The sequence below is a fragment of the Rhodococcus sp. ARC_M12 genome (assembly GCF_022810385.1).
Classification (GTDB): Bacteria; Actinomycetota; Actinomycetes; order Mycobacteriales; family Mycobacteriaceae; genus Rhodococcoides; species Rhodococcoides navarretei.
In genome coordinates this window covers 80,697-99,929 of sequence record NZ_JALGQI010000021.1, presented here as the reverse complement: position 1 = coordinate 99,929, position 19,233 = coordinate 80,697, and the positions used below count along the sequence as shown (strand labels likewise).

At 65.9% G+C, this 19,233-nt stretch carries 9 protein-coding genes; 7 read left to right on the top strand and 2 right to left on the bottom strand.

Annotated features, from left to right (window positions below; genetic code table 11):
- Positions 1-408: 408 nt before the first annotated feature.
- The 6 genes from MTX35_RS23245 to MTX35_RS23220 all read left to right on the top strand — a co-directional run bounded on the left by MTX35_RS23245 (position 409) and on the right by MTX35_RS23220 (position 11,139).
- On the top strand, positions 409-1,071 hold the full coding sequence (locus MTX35_RS23245; RefSeq protein ID WP_243597187.1) for a TraI DNA relaxase: 663 nt from the start codon (positions 409-411) through the stop codon (positions 1,069-1,071).
- 41 nt (positions 1,072-1,112) lie between these two features.
- Positions 1,113-2,960 carry a type IV secretory system conjugative DNA transfer family protein gene (locus tag MTX35_RS23240; protein ID WP_243597186.1) on the top strand — a complete coding sequence of 616 codons (1,848 nt, stop codon included), beginning with the start codon at positions 1,113-1,115 and terminating at the stop codon, positions 2,958-2,960.
- Entirely contained in the window at positions 2,957-3,433 is a 477-nt protein-coding gene (locus tag MTX35_RS23235; RefSeq protein WP_243597185.1) for a DUF4913 domain-containing protein, read from the top strand. The genes MTX35_RS23240 and MTX35_RS23235 overlap by 4 nt, the downstream gene beginning before the upstream one ends.
- Before the next feature lie 284 nt (positions 3,434-3,717).
- The gene (locus MTX35_RS23230; RefSeq protein WP_243597184.1) at positions 3,718-4,332 is read left to right on the top strand and encodes a hypothetical protein; all 615 of its coding nucleotides are present in this window, start codon (positions 3,718-3,720) and stop codon (positions 4,330-4,332) included.
- On the top strand, positions 4,251-10,538 hold the full coding sequence (locus tag MTX35_RS23225) for a helicase-related protein (RefSeq protein ID WP_243597189.1): 6,288 nt from the start codon (positions 4,251-4,253) through the stop codon (positions 10,536-10,538). The genes MTX35_RS23230 and MTX35_RS23225 overlap by 82 nt, the downstream gene beginning before the upstream one ends.
- A 112-nt stretch (positions 10,539-10,650) precedes the next feature.
- Complete coding sequence (locus MTX35_RS23220) at positions 10,651-11,139, top strand: hypothetical protein (RefSeq protein WP_243597183.1); 489 nt, start codon at positions 10,651-10,653, stop codon at positions 11,137-11,139.
- Positions 11,140-11,199: 60 nt separating this feature from the next.
- Here the strand turns inward: MTX35_RS23220 and MTX35_RS23215 are convergent, their stop codons facing one another.
- Positions 11,200-12,045, bottom strand: a complete 846-nt coding sequence (locus MTX35_RS23215) for a hypothetical protein (RefSeq protein WP_243597182.1) — start codon at positions 12,043-12,045, stop codon at positions 11,200-11,202.
- A 125-nt stretch (positions 12,046-12,170) separates the two neighbouring features.
- Here MTX35_RS23215 and MTX35_RS23210 point away from each other — a divergent pair, with 125 nt between their 5' ends.
- Entirely contained in the window at positions 12,171-12,899 is a 729-nt protein-coding gene (locus tag MTX35_RS23210) for a hypothetical protein (protein WP_243597181.1), read from the top strand.
- Positions 12,900-12,924: 25 nt separating this feature from the next.
- Here MTX35_RS23210 and mobF read toward each other — a convergent pair whose 3' ends face one another.
- Positions 12,925-19,116: a MobF family relaxase gene (mobF, locus tag MTX35_RS23205; RefSeq protein WP_243597180.1), complete on the bottom strand. Its 6,192-nt coding sequence runs from the start codon at positions 19,114-19,116 to the stop codon at positions 12,925-12,927.
- Positions 19,117-19,233 lie beyond the last annotated feature (117 nt).

Genomic DNA, 19,233 nt, shown 5'->3' with positions numbered 1-19,233 from the left:
CAGGGCGGCCGAAGCCGGCCGGCGGGGTAGCGTCGGACACGTCGAGGTCTTTCGGATGGATGGCGTAGGAACCTCCATCGTCGGGAGACCTCGACGTCTATCTGCGGACCGACGCGCCCGGCCGACCTACACCGTCATCTGGGAAGAGCCCTATTGACGCTCCCCGAGCCAGACGGAGGCTGCCAGAGACCCGCGTCATGCGTTATGGTGAAGCTGTTCGACCGTCGATGAGGGTCACGGTCGAGCGTCCATCCAGCAACAGCGCTGCACCGCACCGCCTTCGGGTATCGGTGTCTTCGTGCTGTGGGCTGGCCGACGCTCCCAGTGAAGGCCCTCCATGTCTAATTCGCGCTCGCTCTCCACGAGCTCATTTACAATCCAGTTCCATGCCGGCGGCGGTGACCGTCGATGACCACCGGCACTGTCTCGACCGCCGAGTTGCAGCGCCGCTCACAGATCGCTGCCGCCGCCTACGAACGCGGTCGCCGTGCAGCTCTGGCGGCCGCTCGACGCCGCAGCCTGCCCGACCGGGCGCACACCCGCCGCGAGGAAAATCGCGCGCGCTCGCACTCCTACGAGCCGCGCAGCGACAGTCGCGCGTTCGGTCTACTCGATACCGACGTCTCACTTGTGCGGGCGGCGGCGTATCTCGCCGCGACCGGTGTCGCGCACGAGCTGATCGCCGGCCAGACCTTCACCGACCCCGTCCAACAGGACTGGGCCGATGCCACGGCCGATCGCACGGCAGTCCACGAGGATGCGTGGCGGCAGCGGCTTGTCGACAACGGTGTCGATGACGCCGTACTTCGTCCGGGTCTGTCACTGGACGTCCTGGAGCTACCGGCCGACCTCGACGGCCTCGACTTCGACGATATTGCCGAGCACACACTCGATGTGTCCTCCACCTCGGCCGACGTCGAACCCCTGAGACTGGTCGACCTTCTGCGGGAGACACCGCGCCAGGAACAGTCGTCGGGTTCGGTCGTCGACATCACCGATCGGGTCGCGCAGGTCATCGAGATCGACCGCGGCGTCGACACAGTTGTCGAAGGTGGTGTGGACACATGGTGACCAAAAGGCCGACCGCCAAGGGGGCCGGCACACAGTCGTCAATGGTCCCGTTAATCGCGATATCGCTGGTGATCGTGCTGATCGCCCTCGGATACGGATCGCTCCGGCTCGGGCACGCGTTCACCGACACCGGTGAGTCGATCCCCGGGAACCCGTTTCAGGCACTGTTCTCCGTGGCCGGCGGGAAGCTGACGTGGCCGACGGTGTCGACAGTGATCTTCGTGATGGCGGTGATCATCGGCTCCGGTCTCGCCGGCGTCGCTACGGCCGCTCGGGCGTCACGCGGCGGCAAGAACGACGTCGACGCCAAGGCCCGTCTGATGGGGTCGACATCGAAGCTGACCGGGGTGACGGGCAAGCAGGCCCGTGATCGCGCGAAATCGCTGCGTTCGGATCTGGCCGACCGCGACACCCTCGACGACGCCGACATCGGAGTCATCGTCGGCCGCACGGTCCAAGGCAACCAGAAGGTGTACATGTCCTGGGAGGACATGATGTTCGCCCTGGCCGGACCTCGCATGGGTAAAACGGCCGCGATGGCGATCGACGCCCTGTGCACCGCACCGGGCGCGGCAATGTTCACCTCCAACAAACGTGACGGCCACGACCTCACCCGCGGCGTTCGCGAGGAGCTCGGCACGGTGTGGCGCTACGACCTGCAGGGGATCGCCGAAGGCCCCCGCACCGGCGGTGACGGGTTCTGGTGGAATCCGCTGCGCGGAGTTACCTCCATCGTCGCGGCCCGCAAGCTCGCCTCCTACTTCGCGGCCGCATCGAAGGACGATTCGGCTCGCGTCGATGCGTACTTCGACGGGGGTGCACAGGAACTGCTCGCGCAGATGATGCTGGCGGCATCGTGTGCGGGCGGCGATCTGCTGCACGTCTACGGGTGGCTCTCCGACGAGGAGAACGAACTCCCCCAGAAGATCCTCGAGGAACACAACCACCAGATCGTCGCGATGCGGCTGCAATCGGTGCGCGGACTCAACCCGCGCCAACGAGATGGCCTGTACGACATGGCTCGCCGGTTCATCGGTCTGCTCGAGGAACAGACCTACGTGATGAGCGTGCTCCCACCCGAGCGTGTGGACGTCTCGCTCGGCGCGGTCCGCGACACCGACATCGGTAGGGGCGTGCGATACCCGCATTCGATGCGCGAGTTCGTGATCGAGAAGTTCGTAACCAGCACCGACACGCTCTACGCCTTGTCGAAGGAAGGGCCGGACTCGTCGTCGGCGCTGACCACGGCGTTGATCGGGTCGATCATCGACGCCGCTCAGCGCACCGCTCGCCGCAGCCCGCGCGGACGGATGCCGGTGCCGATGCTGTGCATCCTCGACGAAGCCGCGAACGTCTGCCGTCTCCCCGAGCTCCCCGCCTGGTACTCCCACCTCGGCTCGCAGGGGATCTGCCTGATGACGATCGTGCAGAACCTCTCCCAGGCCCAGAAGGTGTGGGGCCAGGACGGGGTCAAGCAACTCCAGGATGCCGCGAATTTCCTCTGGTACGGCGGCGGAATCAAGGACAAGACCACCCTGTCGGATTTGTCCGCGCTCGTCGGTGATCACGACGTCGAACGCTGGTCGGCCTCACGGGGCGGCGGCATGTTCGACAGCGGCTCGACCTCGAAGTCGCAGTCCTGGTCGAAGGAACCGATCATGACCGTCGACGACCTTGCCGCGATCCCGAAAACCCGAGCCTTGGTGCAGATTTCGGGTAACCGGCCGGTGCTGATGAAAAAGCTGTACTGGTCCGACGGCCCGAACGCCGACGCCATCACCGCCTCTGGCGAGCGATACGGAATCCCTGAGAAGGCACAGATTCTCCTCGACGAGGATGCAGTCGACCTCGACGAGGTCACCGAGATCGACGAGGAGCCGTTCCTGTGACCGCATTCGACGACCTCGACCCGGCGGAGCCTGTGACCGCATTCGACGACTTCGACCCGGCAGAGGGCGGCCCCGCGGAGGGCGGCCCGGACGAGGAGCCGCCGGCACCGGAGCGGCAGTACGAGTCGATGTTCGACTGGTTCGACACCTGGTTCGCGACTCTGATCACCCGCAAGCTCAGCGGCACCGCCGGTAAGAGCGGCCGGGTGTTCTGTCCCGAGTGGTGGCGACACGACGAAGTGGTGCGACGCCTGCGTGATCTGTGGCTGGCGTGGGAGGGCGCAGAGGCGAGCGAGAATCTCGGGGCTCCGAGTGCCTGGTGGATTCACGATGCCGACCCGATGCTGCGCGTACTGCTCGATCCGGACGGTGGCCCGATGTATCTGTGCAGCAGAGACAAGCACGTCACGACCCCGCCGCTACGGCGAACGTTGACTCTGCCCCCAGCGGGCTGGTTCGACGGGCTCGACTGATGCTCCACCCGAATCGTCACCATATCTTGACGATTCGGGTGGAGCCTGACACAACTACCGATTCGATCGACCGAAGGGACCTGGTGGGTCCGGCTAGACCCACCAGGTCCGATGCAGCCGGAGAGTGCGTCTCCGGCCGACGACGACGTTAACGATCCCTGCCCGGTCCCGGGCAGTGCGGGTCGCACAGACGTCTCGCCCGACTTCAGGAGCGCACACCGTGGCCAAAGATTCCGACGATTTCCAACTCGATTTGTTCGCCGAGACAGAGGACAGTGACACCCATGATCGACCCGATAACGCAGGACATAATGAAGCTCTACTTGGAGCACCAGGGGCTGCCGCAGGAGCTGAGCCCGACCGATCAGCAGGCGTTCCTCGAGACCGAGAGCGAGCGGATCGCGGAGCGGATCGACAACATGAAGATCGTCATGGAACAGCAAGTGCTGCAACGCTACATGCGGGACAACGGCCAGCCGCCCCCGTACATGGAGAAGGTCGGGATGATCAACCAGGCGTGGGCGCAGGCGACGGACTTCGTGATCAACGAGGAGATCTACGGCCAGCTCCCGCCGGAGATGGAGGCCTACCCACCGGACCAGGAGAGCCCGGAAGCGGAAGCGGAACGGGATCAGGCGCGGATTCAGGTCCACAAGAGCGATCCGGAGCGGTGGCGCAACCCGCTCAACTGCGCGGACCCGGACAAGGAAGCGGACCGGCTGACCGATCAACTGTGGAAGGGCCGACCGGTGCAGTTCCTCTACTACGCAGCGCATCTGATAGCGGCGAGGATCGAGGACAACGAGCCCTACCCGACATCGCAGAGCCACCCGCTGTATCCATCGTTCACCAGCCAGCTCGACGAGAGAGTGGCCGAGCACGCGGCAACCGGAAAGTAACCCGCCGCAGCGAATCCGACGCCCAACTGGATCTGTTCTCGTTCGACGCCGACGGGGCCGCACCGATCGACCCGGCCGGCACCGAGATCGGCGGCACACCACTCCCGGCACCGGTCGATCCCGAGATCCTCGCCGCCGACGCCGCATCCCGGCAGGCGCGCGAGCTCCAGCCCGCACCGGAGGTCGCCCCGGACGTCGCCGTCGACGTCCCGGCACTGCCGCCGGTGCCAGCTCCGTCGCCGACGGAGCTGGTGCGCGATGCCTACGGCCGGCTGGCACGTGAGGACGAGGCATATGTGCGGCTGGCGCGGATCCGCGCCGACCTCGACGGGACGCTGACCGCCGACCAGGTCACCGGCGCACTGATGGAGCTGCGGCGCGCGGGCGATGTGTCGCTGATTCCGGAAGAGAATCAGAAGACCCTCGGGCCCGACGATCACGCTGCAGCGGTGAGCTACGGCAACCAGAGTCGGCACCTGATCGCCGTCGACGGTCGCCGCGTCGACCAACTCCTCCCCGCGCAGAGCACTCCCCCACCCAGCGTCGGGATCGACTCCCCCACAGCCCAACCGATGCCGGAGACGACTGCGCCGGTATCCGAGACTGTCCCCGTCTCCCCGGAGATCGCAGTCCCGGACACCACTGAAGGGATGGTGGTCGATACTCAGACGGTCGCCGAACGTCTGTGGAATGTCGAGCCCGTAGACTTCCGGCCCGGCACCGACATCCTGGTGCCCTCTGGAGCGAAAGCCCGTGTGGCAGCGAACATCGAGGCCCTGCGGGTGCTGGCGGCGGTGACCGCGCAGGATCGCTACGCCACAGCCGACGAGCAAGCAGTGTTGGCCCGGTGGTCGAGTTGGGGTGCAACGCCGCAGGTGTTCGACCCGCGCCGCGACGATTGGACTACTGAACGCGGGCAGGTCCGCGCGCTACTCGACGACACCGCCTGGGCGCAGGCGCAGCGGACCATTCTCAACGCTCACTACACCGACCCCGCTATTGCCGCGGCGATGTGGAAGGCAACGATGCGGGCCGGGTTCACCGGCGGCCGGGTTCTCGAACCGGGTTGCGGGTCGGGAACATTCATCGCTCACGCCCCCAGCTCCGCGCAGATGGTCGGGGTGGAGCTCGACGCCACCACTGCCGCGATCGCCGCGGCGTTGAATCCGTCGGCGCAGATCCGCGCCGAAGGATTCGAGAAGACCACCGCACCGGCGTCATCGTTCACCGCGGCGATCGGCAACGTCCCGTTCGGGGACTACCGGCTCTACGACCCGGTCCACAACCAGGCCAAGCACTCGATCCACAACCACTTCATCGTCAAATCGTTGGCGATGACCGCACCCGGCGGGTACGTCACCGTCCTGACCTCCCGCTACACCCTCGACGCCCAGAACCAGCGAGCCCGCCGCGACATCGCCGCCCTCGGCGACCTCGTCGGCGCAGTGAGATTGCCGTCCAACGCATTCCGGCGCGTCGCCGGGACGGAGGTCGTCACCGACATTCTCGTGTTGCGTCGCCGCGCCGACGGGGTGAAGCCTGCACCGTTGACCGAGCGGTTCTTGCAGCTCGAGAACGCGACCGCTCTCGACGATGCCGGCGAGGACAAGGGCGTGCCGATCAATGCCGTTTACACCGATCACCCCGAATGGGTGCTCGGTGAGCTGCGGGTCGGACACGGGATGTACGGCAACGAGACGCTGTCCGTCGACGCCCCCGACAGCGACGTCGACCTTGCTTCCCTGGTCGAGGATCGACTCATCGCGATCGTCGATGTCGCGAAGACCGACGGTCTCGGGCTCACCGCATCGTGGCGCGACACCCTCGGGCCCACCCGGGAGGACTTCGAGCGCGGATTGCTGGCGATCGGGAACGGCCCGGCGCAGGACGAGCTCGCGGTGGGAACGCTGCGGCACGACGCGCAGATGGAGACCATCGAAGGTTGGAATTCGCGCGACTGGGAGCCGGTGAACACTCGCGGGGCCAAGCAGGTCGCCGAATGGGGCGAGCTGCTCGCGCTGCGCGACACCACCCACGCCTTGATCGACGCGCAACGTGGCCCCACCGACCCCAGTCAGCGGCAAGCGCTGCGGGAGATCCTGGGTGAGCAGTACGACGCCTACGTTGCCCGCTACGGTCCGATCAACCGGTTCAAGATGTCGATACCCAAGGACCTCAGCGAAACCCAGCACGACGCCGCTCTGGCGAAGCTGATTGACACCTGGCGTAAGGACGAAGGCGTCGCCGGAGATCCGTACGCCGGGGAGATTCCCGAAGACGTCTACGACCGGCTGTCCGACGATGCGTGGATCAATCCGCGCCAGCCCACCAAGCTGCAGAGCCATCTCGGCAAGGCGCTGCGCACCGATCCGACGTTCGCTGCGGTGCTTTCCCTCGAGCACTTCGACGAGGAGACCATGACCGCCCGCAAGGCGGCGATCTTCCACACCGACGTTCTGTATTCGCGTGAGCTGCGCAGCCACGCCGAGACGGTCGACGAGGCGATGGCCATCAGCCTCGACGAGCAAGCCCGCCTCGACGTCGGGCGGATCGCCGAGCTGCTCGGGACCACCGTCGAGCAGGCCGAGACCCAGATGGAAGGACGTGCTTTCCGGACTCTGACCGATCCGACACGGTGGGTATCCTCGTCGACGTATCTGTCGGGCAACGTCCGCACCAAACTCGTCGACGCCGAAGAGATCGCCGCGCTCGATCCCCGCTACCAAGCCAACGTCGACGCCTTGACCGCGGTCATCCCGCCGCGCAAGACCGATGTCGATGTCGCGCTCGGTGCCCCGTGGGTGCCGATCGAGACCTACACCCAGTTCGTCCGCGAGACCTTCGAGGTACCGGCAGACGTTCCGGTCACCATCGAGCGGGCATCGGGGCGCTGGTCGGTGTCGGTGGAGGCCTACCCCGGTGTCGGCGAGCAGCACCTCAAGTGGGGCCTGGTGCCCAAACGTGGATCGTGGTCGACGAAGTACAACTTCGAGCACCGGCCCGCCGAGGACCGCGGTATCGGCAACGCCGGAATGCGATCCGGTGACTACGAGTGGCAGGAACTACTCACCGACCTGCTCAACAGCGACCCGATCGAGATCGCCACCTCCAAGGAGTTCCGCGAGAACGCCGGGGCACCGGGCATTCACGATGCCGCGACCCGCGCCGCCCAGTCGAAGGCGCGGCGGCTCTCGCAAGAGTTCGGGCAGTGGGCGTTGCACTCCGACGAGGTGCGCCGCGAACAGCTCCTCGACATCTACAACGACAAGTTCAACTCCCTTGTCGCGCCCGTGCATTCGGGTGCGCACATGGCCTTCCCCGGACTGGGTGAGAAGTACTCGCCGTACCCGTACCAACGCGACGCCGCGGCCCGGATCGTCTCCGAGCCGACGGTGCTGCTCGATCACGTCGTCGGGGCCGGCAAGACCGGCACCATCTTGATGGGCGCGATGGAGCTCAAGCGCCTCGGGTTGGCGGACAAGCCGTGGGTCGTGGTACCCAACCACATCATCGACCAGGTCGTCCGCGAAGCCGGGCAGTGGTATCCCGGCGCGCGGATCCTCTCCGGATCGGCGGCCACCGACGCCGAAGGGCGCCGATTGCTCGTCGCACAGTCCGCCTCGCAGGACTGGGACATGGTCATCGTGCCGCGGTCGGCGTTCTCCTCCATCGGGGTCGATCCCGGCACGAAAGCCGAGTACATCCGCGGCCAGGTCCAGGCCATCGACGCGGATCTGGGCGATGTCGAAGGCCGCCAGACCAAGAAACGACTCGAAGCGATGAAGGCCAAGCTCGAGGAAAAACTCGAGACCGCTCTCGAACAGGCCGGAAAGGATCGCGGTCTGACGTTCGAGGCGTCGGGCTGCGACTACCTGTTCGTCGACGAAGCCCACGAGTTCAAGAACCTCGCCCGCGCGTCCGGGGTCACCGAGCTCGCCAACGACGGCTCGCACCGCGCCACCGACATGGACCTCAAGCTGAACTATCTGCGGTCGATGCGCCGCGAGGAAGCGATCACCAAAGGCATCCCGCCGGAGGAGTACGTCGAACGTGTCGCCACGTTCGCCACCGGCACCCCGGTCGCGAACTCCCTCGCCGAGCTGTGGGTGATGCAGCACTACCTGCGTCCGGATCTCCTCGAGGACGCCGGGGTCGCCTCGATCAACGACTGGGGAGCGACGTTCACCGACACCGTCGAACGGGTCGAGCTGAACTCGTCCGGATCGAGACTGCGGGCCATCACCCGAGTCGGTGAATTCACCAACGTCGGCGATCTCATCGGTATGACCAGCGTCTACACCGACGCCGTCACCCGCGATCAGGTGCCGGCGAACCTGCCGGTCAAGGACGGTGGCCGCAACACCGACGTCACCTTCACTCCAGCCCTCGAGGTGCAGGACTTCATCGCCGATCTGGGCTACCGGGCCGATCACGCCGACGTCAAACGTCCTGATCTCGACAACGCCCTCAAGGTCGCCAACGACGGCCGCAACGCCACCCTCGACCCGAGGGTCGCGCACATGGACCCGGCACCGCCGGAGCATTCGCGCGCGCACATCGTCGCGCAACGAATCCTGCAGGTACACAACGAATCGAGCGAGAACACCTACCTCGATGCCTCCGGCGAACCGCACCCGACACCGGGTGCGTTGCAGATCGTGTTCTGCGACCGATCCACCCCGAAAGCCGACGGGTCGTGGTCGATCTACGACGGGATCCGCGAGGAATTGCTCGCCGGCGGAATGGAGCCCACGCAGATCGCCTACGTCCACGACTACCCGAAGCCGTCGGAAAAGGCCCGCCTGTTCGAGATGTGCCGCACCGGACGGGTATCGGTGGTGTTCGGGTCCACCGAGAAGATGGGCACCGGCACCAACATTCAGGACCGGGCAATCGCGCTGCACCACGTCGATGTGCCGTGGCGACCGGCCGACCTCGAACAGCGCGAGGGCCGAATCATCCGGCAGGGCAACCAGAACGCCCATGTCAAGGTATTCAACTACGTCGCCGAGAAGACCTTCGACACCGTCATGTGGCAGACCGTGCACCGCAAGGCACACTTCATCGAACAGCTCAAGAAAGCGGACCGGTCGATGCGGCGCGTGGTCGAACTCGACAGCGACTCGCTCGCCGAGAACTCGGCCATGACCAAGGCCCTCGCCACCGGCGATGATCGGTACATCCAACAGATCGAACTCGACTCCCAGCTCCAGGAGCTCCAGTCCGAAGCGGATTCGCATTTCGCCGAGCAACGCTCCATCGAACGCGACCGCGACCGGTTGCGCCGTGAAGTACCGCGGGGACGCCAGCGGGTCGCCCAATTGACCGAAGCAGCACCGATCCTCAAAGGCCGGCGCGAGGTCGAGCAGTGGCCCGGTATGACCATCCGCGGGGTGTTCTACGACAAACGCAGCGATGCCGCGAATGCGATGGCCATAGCGTTGCAGGGCACCTACCAGGCCCTCAAGGGCGAAGGGTTGACCAAGTCGATGGTGATCGCGGAGATGAGCGGATTCCCGATCGAGGCCTCTCGCCCCGCCCAGGCCAGTGCGCTGTATCTGTCGTTCTCCGGTCTCGGGTCGTCGACGAAGGTGATCGAAGCGCATGACCTGTATCCGAGGATCGGGGACGGGGACCGCAGCCAACACTCGTTCGGTCTGCTCACGCGGGTGGAGAACATGGCGTACACCGTCGACACGGACCTGGCGAAAGCCGAACGCTCACTCGATCGAGACGAGCAACGCCTCGACGACCTCGAACTGGTCGAGCTGTCCGACTTCCCGAAAGCGCTACAGCTGAAGGATCTCTCGAACGAAGTCGCCCGGCTACGGCGCGAGATCAAGGAGGCAGAAACGAGTCCCGAAGCCCTCGCCCGCGACGCTGCCCGTGCCGAACGCGCAGCAGCGAAGGGACGGCAACCGGGGTGGTCGCTGATGCTCAACCCCACCCCGGCGTACGTCGAACAGCTCGGAATGGGCAGCGCCGACAACGTCCGCGCGATGATGCGCCAGGCCGAAGTCGAAGCGTTGCAGCGCAGTTCATCGTCGTCGAGTGTCGATGCGGTCGACCTGGACCGCCCCCGGCGCGGACTGTCCGCACCACCCGAACACCGGGCACCCGGCACCGATCGACCGGCCCCCGATCGGCGACGCCCGCCTCCGGATCCAAACGGTCCCACTCGCGACATAGGGCCCCAACTGGAATAACAGGTGACTGGCTCGCCGGGCCTACCAGCGGTCCGGCGAGTCATCAGCCCCAGCTTTGGCCGCTGGATAACAGTAGGGGCACTTTGTTGCGCGTGGTGGGATGATGCGTGACATGGGACTCATGGACGAGGCGCAGAATCTGAAGCGCGATGGAGAGAACCGTAACGGTTCGCACGAATTGTCGAGAGCAAACGCTATGAGCCGCACGCGCGCAGACATAGAGGAGTTCATCCGCGCGATGACGAAACTCGGCGTGCCCCCCGGTCAGCACAGATATAAGTACGGCTCCATTACGAAGATCGGCGTCCAGGGCTGGTCACTGCACCTGACGCCGAATGGAGACCAAGAGCCAGAATTCTATGCGGTGGGTACGGATTGTCAGGTCTACGACCTACGAGCACAGCCCGACGCGGGGATTACCGCCCGTTTCAAGTCTCCGAAATCCATGGACGAGTCCGAGCTTCTACGTCCATCGGGCGGATTCGGAGCAGACACCCAGTTCGAGGCGACTCTGCATCATTCCGGGTATCGCGAATCGCTCGATTACAAGCTTCGAGACGTCCTAGTCAGCACAGTGTCCTCTCATCTGAAAAATAGCTAACGCGGTCCCGCATCAGCAATCACATGGCCTCGTATCCGGCCACGGAATGCGCCAGAACCTTTACGCCGGGCCGTAATCCACGGGGGGACGGACCATGTATCGGAAGTAGGCCCGATGGTCGAATCCGTGCCAACGCTGGTACTTAGAGCCCTGGGCGCGCATGTGAATGTCTATGTCAACCGCCTCGCCCACGTCGCCCTCTGCAACCTGCCATTCGAGTTCGGCTTCCTTTCCGCTCGTGGAATGACCCGTCACTCGTAGGCTTGCCGGGGTGGTGAACCACCATTCGAGAGGCCGATCGTGGGCGTCGAAACCGATTACCGTGAACTGAACCCGGTCCCCTGGGAAGAGGACCTTCTCGGTCACCTTCCTATCGAATAGTTCCCCGATCGGCACGCCCTGGCCGGTGAGCGTGTGGCCGAAGCAGTCCACCACAGATTCGATGCGCGGGTAAATTTCTCCGACGGGATCTTGGCTGCTCATGTACAACGTCACCTGGTTTCGTATTTGACCGGCGATGCCGGACAGGAGTTCGCGCTCGAACGTCAGCAGAAGCCGTCCGTGAGCGATGGAGTTTCTCAGTTGCTCGAACCGCTGCAGTAGCGGCAAGGTGTCGGCTTGCTTGTTGAGGGCCGGCGATAGATCCGCCCAAAATAATTTAGCGATCGCCAACAAGTCGGAGAAGTTTGCGTAGGTGAGCCCCGGCCCGTCGGTTTCGGCGACGCCGCGAGGCTCTCGGGTGTTCGCTTCGGCCTCTACTCGTTCTGGCCAATTCGCGCGCTGCTTCTCGGTCGTTACCTTCTCGATCCAGTTGGGACCGTACGTTTCTGAGAAGACAGTGCTCATGAGACGTCTGATCGCGTTTTCACACGTAAACAGGGCAATGCTCGGCTCAAGTGTCACCATGCCCACATGTTGCCACGCACTTGGACGGACCGGCGTTGACGAGCCTGGACCGGCCCGGCTGTGCAAGATTTGGGACGATTCCTCGTTCTGCCTTCACGTGGGTGGCAGCGTCGTACGGTCGACGGATGGCTCTCGCAACGATCATTAGAGACGTGTACTCCAACGACGAACGCAAAGATATGCGAAAAGTCCTGCGAGCGTTTCTCTGCGGGGGTTGGAATACCGCCGGGATCTACTGCTTCTGGGACCCAGACACCCACGACGCGCTTTACCTGGGGTTGGCCAAGAACCTCCCCGACCGGTTTGCCAATCACAACGGGTTGAAGGGCACCCCTGGTAAAGGGAACAAAGCGAAGGAAGTCGACGCATGGTTCGAAACCCACGAACGATTGGGCTACAGCATCATCGTTCAATCGGATGCCGCGGACGATGCCACGGAGGGCTACGCGAAAACTGCGGAAGGGCAGCTGATCAAGGGCCACCAGAAGGCATTCGGCAAGATCCCGCCGTGGAACAACATGGGCGGCAGCGTCGAAGGAGCCGCGAACGCCGGGGATCTGACCGGAGCATGGTTCGACTTCCTCACCGGTCGCCAAGACAGCCTGCTCGTAGCACGACGGACGATCCGGCAACTCGATGACGACGCCACAGCTGAGGGTAGAGAACTGGACATCATGATGGCGCGCACACAGCTTGCCTTGGCCCAGTTCGGTCCCGAGACAACCGATCACTCGATCGTTAAGGGTCTGGAGTACTTCCGTGACACGCCGGTTTTCGGCCGAACATCGGAACGCCATGAAGAGCTGATCGAGTACTTACACGAGCCCGCCCCACATCCCGAACTGAGCGACTGAGCGCGCGTCTGTCCGTGGAGGCTCGTTACAGGCCGTGGTCGAGATCGATCCCCCGATTCGGGTCGATGTCCTGTGGGGTTTGTCTGCGCGTGGCGGCATCCGTCGTTGGCTGTCGATTCGACGCTGACGGGGCACTGGCGAGAGAACGTGCACGTGCAGCATCCTGGCGCTCGGCATCTCGCAGAACTTCGGTGTCGCGTCGTTGATCGGTGATTCCTTCGACTGGTGGAGCGTCGTTGATGGCCTCAGGAGTGACGTCGGTTTCGCGGCGTAGTCGCTGCTCGATCGCTGCACGTTGGGGTGCTGTGAGCTTCTGTCGGCGGCGGCGAGCATGTTCGGTGATGGCGGTATCGAACACGGTTGCGGCGGAGAGGTCAGCGGAGCGCCGATCCGGATCGGTCGCGCGTTGAACGATCGCAGGCCATTCGCCGGTCTCCGCACCCACCCGGCCGGAGGCGTCGCGGGCGGCACGTTGGGTGTCGCGGGTTTGGCGGGCTAGGCGTTCTTCCCGTAGTCGTGCGTCGTCGACGGCGGGTTCGATGCTCTTGCGCTCACGTCTCTTCGCGGTCGACAGCTGCTCGGTGAGCGTCGCGTGTTCGGTGCGTGCGGCCTCGTACTGAGCGGTGACGCGGCGTAGTTCGGTCTCGATCTCGCGGGCTGCTGCGATCGCGGCGGCTTGCTCGTCGAGTCGGGCGTACAACTTCTCGGTGTCGGGGACGACGGTGGGTTCGGTGCGGTCGCGTCCGGCGCGGTCGACGAACGCGGCCAGCTCGGCGTCCGGTACGAGCCTGATCGGGTCTCGTTCCATCTTCGCGAGCAGAGTGGCATCGGCCAGTGAGAGCACCGGCTGCGGCTCGGGTGCAGGCTCGGTGGCGTCCTCTACTGCCAGCTCGGTCGGGGCCGTCTGCTCGAGCTGCTCGACTGCGTCGGCTGCTGGTGCGTCGACAGCCTCAACGGAGGGCTGCACGTGCGGCGTCAAGGTCAGAGTGTCGGTCATCGCTGCACGCTGCGCTGCCTGTTCGGCCCGCCACAGCATCGCTTCGGTGCGGTCGACGTCGGCCTTGAGCTCGGCGAGAGTTGCGAGGTCGATACTCTCGGCCGCCAGGCGTGCGGTGGTGACGTCGACGGCGGTGACTTCTCCCCCGTCGGCGGCGGTGACGCGCTCGTATTCGGCGGCGGCTTCGTGTGCGCGGGTGCGGGCGGCGGTCGCGGTGTCGTCGACGAATCCGGCGCGCCAGATTTCCCAGTCGAGGCCGCGCTGCGCGAGGGCGCGTGCATCGTCGTCGTCCCCGGCAGCCGCGACGTCGGCGGCCACGGCGGGCCGGATGACGGTGTCGATGTGATGCCAGAGCGCTTCGGCCTCGAACTCGCGGTCGGTCCACTCCTGGCGGGTGTCGAGCATGGCAATGCGGGCGGGGCGTTGCCGGTCGGCTCGCTCCTGCAGCTCGGCGAGCATCGTGCGGGCATGGAACTGTGCGGGGCTGGTGCCGTCGGAAAGCTGGCCACGTAGCTCCCGGTATTTGGCTTTCGCGTCGTCGAGATCTGCGGTGAGCAGTCGGACTCGTTCGTCGGTGGTGACCGTCGGGTACGGCAGCTCGATCGTCTCGATCTGCGAGCGCAACGCATCCCACACATCGGCGTCGGGGGTGGCGGCCTCGGCCGTGTCGGCGGCGATGTCGAGTGGTGCGCCGGCCTCGTGGTCGACCCCGGTGTACTCGTCCTCGTAACCGCTGTCGTACTCCGGTGGTGGCTGGTCGTAGTCGCTGTCGTACTCCGGCGGTGGCGGCTGGTCGTAGTCGACAGGGGCGTCGAGTGCATCGAGGGAGGCGAGGTAGTCGGCGTCGACCGGGATCGCGGGGGTCGAGCCGTCGACGACGGTGTCGGTCGCAGCAGCCTCGGTCGGTAGTGGTGCCGGGATGACGAACTCGTCGGGCAGCTCGCCGCCGATGGTGTCGGAGACCGCCTCGTCGACGACGGGGACGGCTTCTTCGTCCTCGATCGAGAGTGGTTCGGCGATGGGTGGGGTGTAGGTGCGGGCGAGGTGGTTCTCGCGCACCAGCATCTCGGCCCGCCACGTCAGCGCGGTCGCGAGTTCGTGAGCGGGCAGGGTGACACCGTGATCGACCGGGTCGATGCCGCCGTGCAGGAACTCGTACGCGGTCCCCAGCAACTGTCCCGGGGTCCACAGGGTCGGGTCGGCGTCGTCGACGGTCGCCACGAGCGAGGGCCACGCTGCATCGGACATCACGCGGACGGCGGCGGTGTAGCCGAGCAGTTCGGTCAGTACCGGCGTCCACGAGGGTTCGAGGACCGCGCCGTCGGTGTCGGCGTCGAGCGCGGCGACGGAGAGTTCACCGGACAGTCGCCACCACAGTGCGGCAGCGGGCAGCTCGTCGGGTAGCGGCGAGGTGGCGAGGGAGTCGCGGACGAGGGTGTGGACTTCGATTCCGGCGCGGGCGGCGGCGGAAAGTCGGTCGGCGAGCATCGGGAAGTACGGATCGCGGGCGATGTGGGTGTCGAGTTCGTCGACGAACGGACGCCACCGGGCGACGGCATCGTTTCCGGTGTCGATCATTTCGGCGGCGCGGCGGTCGAGGCTGCGTTGCGCTTTCACCGATGCGGCGGCGAGCTGCTCGGGTCCGGTCGGACGCCGATCGGCCGGGTCGACGTCGTGTGCGGCGCGGAACACCGCGAGATCGGTGAGCAGTTCGAGGTCGGGTTCGTCGGTGAGCAGCGGGCGCGCCCACACCGGTGCAGTCGTCGGTGTCCACGTGGCGACGTCGACGGCGATGCGTGCGCAGTGCGCCGTCACCAGTTCCTCGCGGGCGTCGAGGTAGGCACCCCACTCGGGCAGATCGTGTACCGCTGTCGGGATGGCAGGTAGCCATGGCAGCGGCCCGGAGGCGGAGGAATGCTTGCCGCTCGGGTCCAGACGCCAGTCGAGAACTGCGGCCCGGTCGAGGGCGGTATCGAGTTCGCGCGAACGGACAGCACTGCGCAGGGCCTCGACGGGATCGCGGCCGTGTGCACCGAGGATCGCCAGGTGTCCGCGCAGGGTCGGCCATGCGGGCTCGTCGGTCAGACCCGGTGCCTCTTCTTCGGCGGCGACGTCGATCGCGGCCATCACCTCCGGGCCGAGGTGCACTTCGGAGCCGGTAGCCACCGAGTAGTCGTAGGCCCGCGCAGCCGGCGAGAGATTGAGGTGCGGATCGTCGGCTTCGGCGAGAGTGGAGTGCGCCGAGACCTGTGCGCCGTCGCGCCGCAGAATCTCGCGGAGGTCGTCGACCGCGGTCGGGGGAAGCATTCCACGTTCGGTCATCGCGGTGTGCATGTCGCCGTCCGACGCGGTCGCCAAGTACAGGTGGTTGGCTTGCTTGCCGCGGGTGAGTCCGACGTAGGCGAGCTGGCGGGTTTCGTCGCCGGTGGCCACGACGTGGCAGGTGTCGGCGGTCGAGCCCTGCGCGGAGTGCACGGTTCCGGCGTAGCCGAGTTCGGTGGCGCTCTGGACGTAGTCGGCGTCGAGGGTGACGGTGCGTCCGAGTTCGATATGCCGAACCCGCAGCGAGCCGTCCCGGCCGACCTTCTCGACGATCCAGCGGTCACCGTTGCGGACCCAGTCGGTCTGCGAGAGCGGGTTGCGGCGGTCGTTCGAGCGGGTGCGGACGGTGTCCCCGGCGCTGGCCACGAGCCCGTCGGCGAGGACAGCCTCCCGGCCGACACGCGTGTCGGTGGCGGCGAGGCGGTCGGAGCGGGCGCGGGTGTTGAGTTCGGCGACGAGCTCGCGGGTCGGGGCGAGCATGAGCGCGTCCTTGCCGGCCGCATGATCGGCCGCCCACGCGGTGTAGGCGTCGTCGGTGACCGTCGCAATCGACCCGACGTGGACCCGTCCGTGGTCGATGTAGAACCCGATCGCGGCTTCGTCGCCGTCACGCAACGCGAGCGATGCGGCACCTTCGGCCGGGTCTCGGAACCGGACGACCTGCGAGAGCGACAACGCACCGATGCGGTCGTGGATATCGCGGAGCACGCCACCGGAGGCGACGGAGGCCAGCTGTTGATCATCACCGATCAACCGCACCGTTGCACCGCGCTCGACAAGTGCAGTGATTGCTTCGTCGAGATCGAGGGTGCCGGTCATGCCCGCTTCGTCGACGATGACGAGAGTGTCCTCGCCGATGTCGGTGTACCACTGCGGAACTTTCACCGACCGGCCCTCGCGTAAGCGTTGGGTGATGTCGACGAACTTCGCCAACGTGTCGGTAGTCGTCAAGATATCTTGACGCAAGACTGCGGCGGCGGCAGCGGTCGGCGCGAACCCGACGACACGGCCGGCGGCGTTCTGCCACGCGGTCGTCAACGCTTTCATCGACGCGGTCTTGCCGGTGCCTGCGGGCGCGAGTGCGAGTTGCACTTTCGCTCCCGAGGTCGCCATCGCGCGCACCAGCGACCGCTGCCCGGCGTTGAGGTCGAGACCGTTCGCTGCGGATTCGAGCAACGCAATCTCGACGTGCTTGTCGTCGATCGCAATACCGTCGGTGCGTCCGGCGAGGGCGACGATGCGCGCTTCGGCGTCGAGTACTGCTGCGGTGGTGAGCAACTGCGATTCGTGGCGGGTGTGCACATCGGCACCGTCGCGTCGGCGCATCACATCCGGGGCGATATCGGCCGCGGGGTCGGTGTCGGCGGCACCGGAGAGGTCGATCGACAACTCGTCCCCGCACGCGAGGTCGGTGACCGCGTCGACGAGTGCGTCGATGCGCTCGGCCGGTGGGTCGAAAGTGCGTACTTGCCGCACGACTTCGGCGCGAATGTTGTGCCGTAGGAACCGTGATCGTTTCCGCGAGACGATGTCGAGTGAGCGTTCGGCGGTCTCGCGCACCCAGGCGTGATCGAAGTCCGTCCTCGCTTCGGCGGCGGTGTGCGCGGTGATCGAGGAGACCAGTTCCGACAACGCCTTCTGTGAGCCAAGGATCTCGATCGCTTCGGCTCGCCAGCCGCTGCGTTGGTCGGCGTGCGAGACCGGTTCGTGCTTGGCAGCACGGGTTTCCAACGTCGCTTGCTGGGCGAGGGAGATCGCTTCGATGGCGGTCGGTTCACGTCCGTGATCGGCCTGGAAGGCGCGCGCAAGTTCGGCGGTGCGGAGTCTGATCGCGGCGCTACGCGAGGACCACCGCTCGGCGAGACGTTCGTCCATGCCGTCGATCTCGCGGACCCGACGCTTGCTGCGATCGGTCGACGCTCGCTCGGTGAACCGGACGCCGACGCGTTCACGCAACTGCGCTTCGAGGACGGTGTTGTAGACCTCGGAGGCGGGAACATTGTTGCGGTACAACGCGGCCCCGTCGAGTGCGAGCCACTTGGTCGTGCCGTCAGGCATCGTCGCGGCGACCTTGTTGCTGATCGCGACGTGGGTGTGCAGGTTCGGATCACCCGCGCGTGAATCGCGGTGTGTGAACTGTGCGGCAATCAAACCGTTGCCGTCGACCTGCGCCACTCCCCCGGTCCCGACGCGGGTGAAGCAAGCGTGCTTCTCCAGGTACGTCACCGCGGCGGCGATCGCGGACTCGTGTGCAGCTTCGATCTGTTCCGCGACCTCGCGCGGGGCGACGGCCCACAATGCCGACACCGATTTCACCGGTGTGAACGTCAAGTCGAAACCGGCTACAGCGCTGGATTTCTGCCGTCCGACCTTCGCTACCCACCCGGACAGTTCCCGTTCGTCCGCCGGCGCGCGTCCGTACTCCTTTGCGAACATCTTCGATCCGACATCGGTGCGGATCCGCGCGCGGTCGGCGTCGTCGATCGCCGCGTTCCACTTCTGCCCGCGTGCGAGATTGTGCGCCACGAACGCCTCCGCGCACGCCACCCGATACGCGGTCGCGCCGGAGTCGATCTTGAACGCCCGGCCCAGTTTCGCCGACCGGGCGGCGTCGGCCTGGGACGCCCCTTGGGCGAGCGCCAGCTCGAACATCAGGTCCGCATTCGGGTGCAGCCCTTCACCGAACAGGGCCTTCATCTGCGCCTCGGACACCTGCTGGCCGGCCGCGACCGACCCCAGACCAGCGAGGCCGGCCCCGGCCCAACGGCCCGGTGACTCGCCTTTTTCGGAGTAGTAATCAGCCAGTGAGGAGGCCCCACGCTCGGTGGAATCGGCAGCCGCAACCTGCCGGGTCAGGTACTCGTACCCGTCCCCAGCGGTCAGCTTGTGCAGACCCATCACAAACGCGGACTGTACCAGCGAAAACGCGCGCCGCTCCATAGTGCATGAGGTGTGTGGGTTGGTTTTGGCTGTGAATCGGTATTCGGTGGCAGTGGAAGTAGCTGATTGTGAACT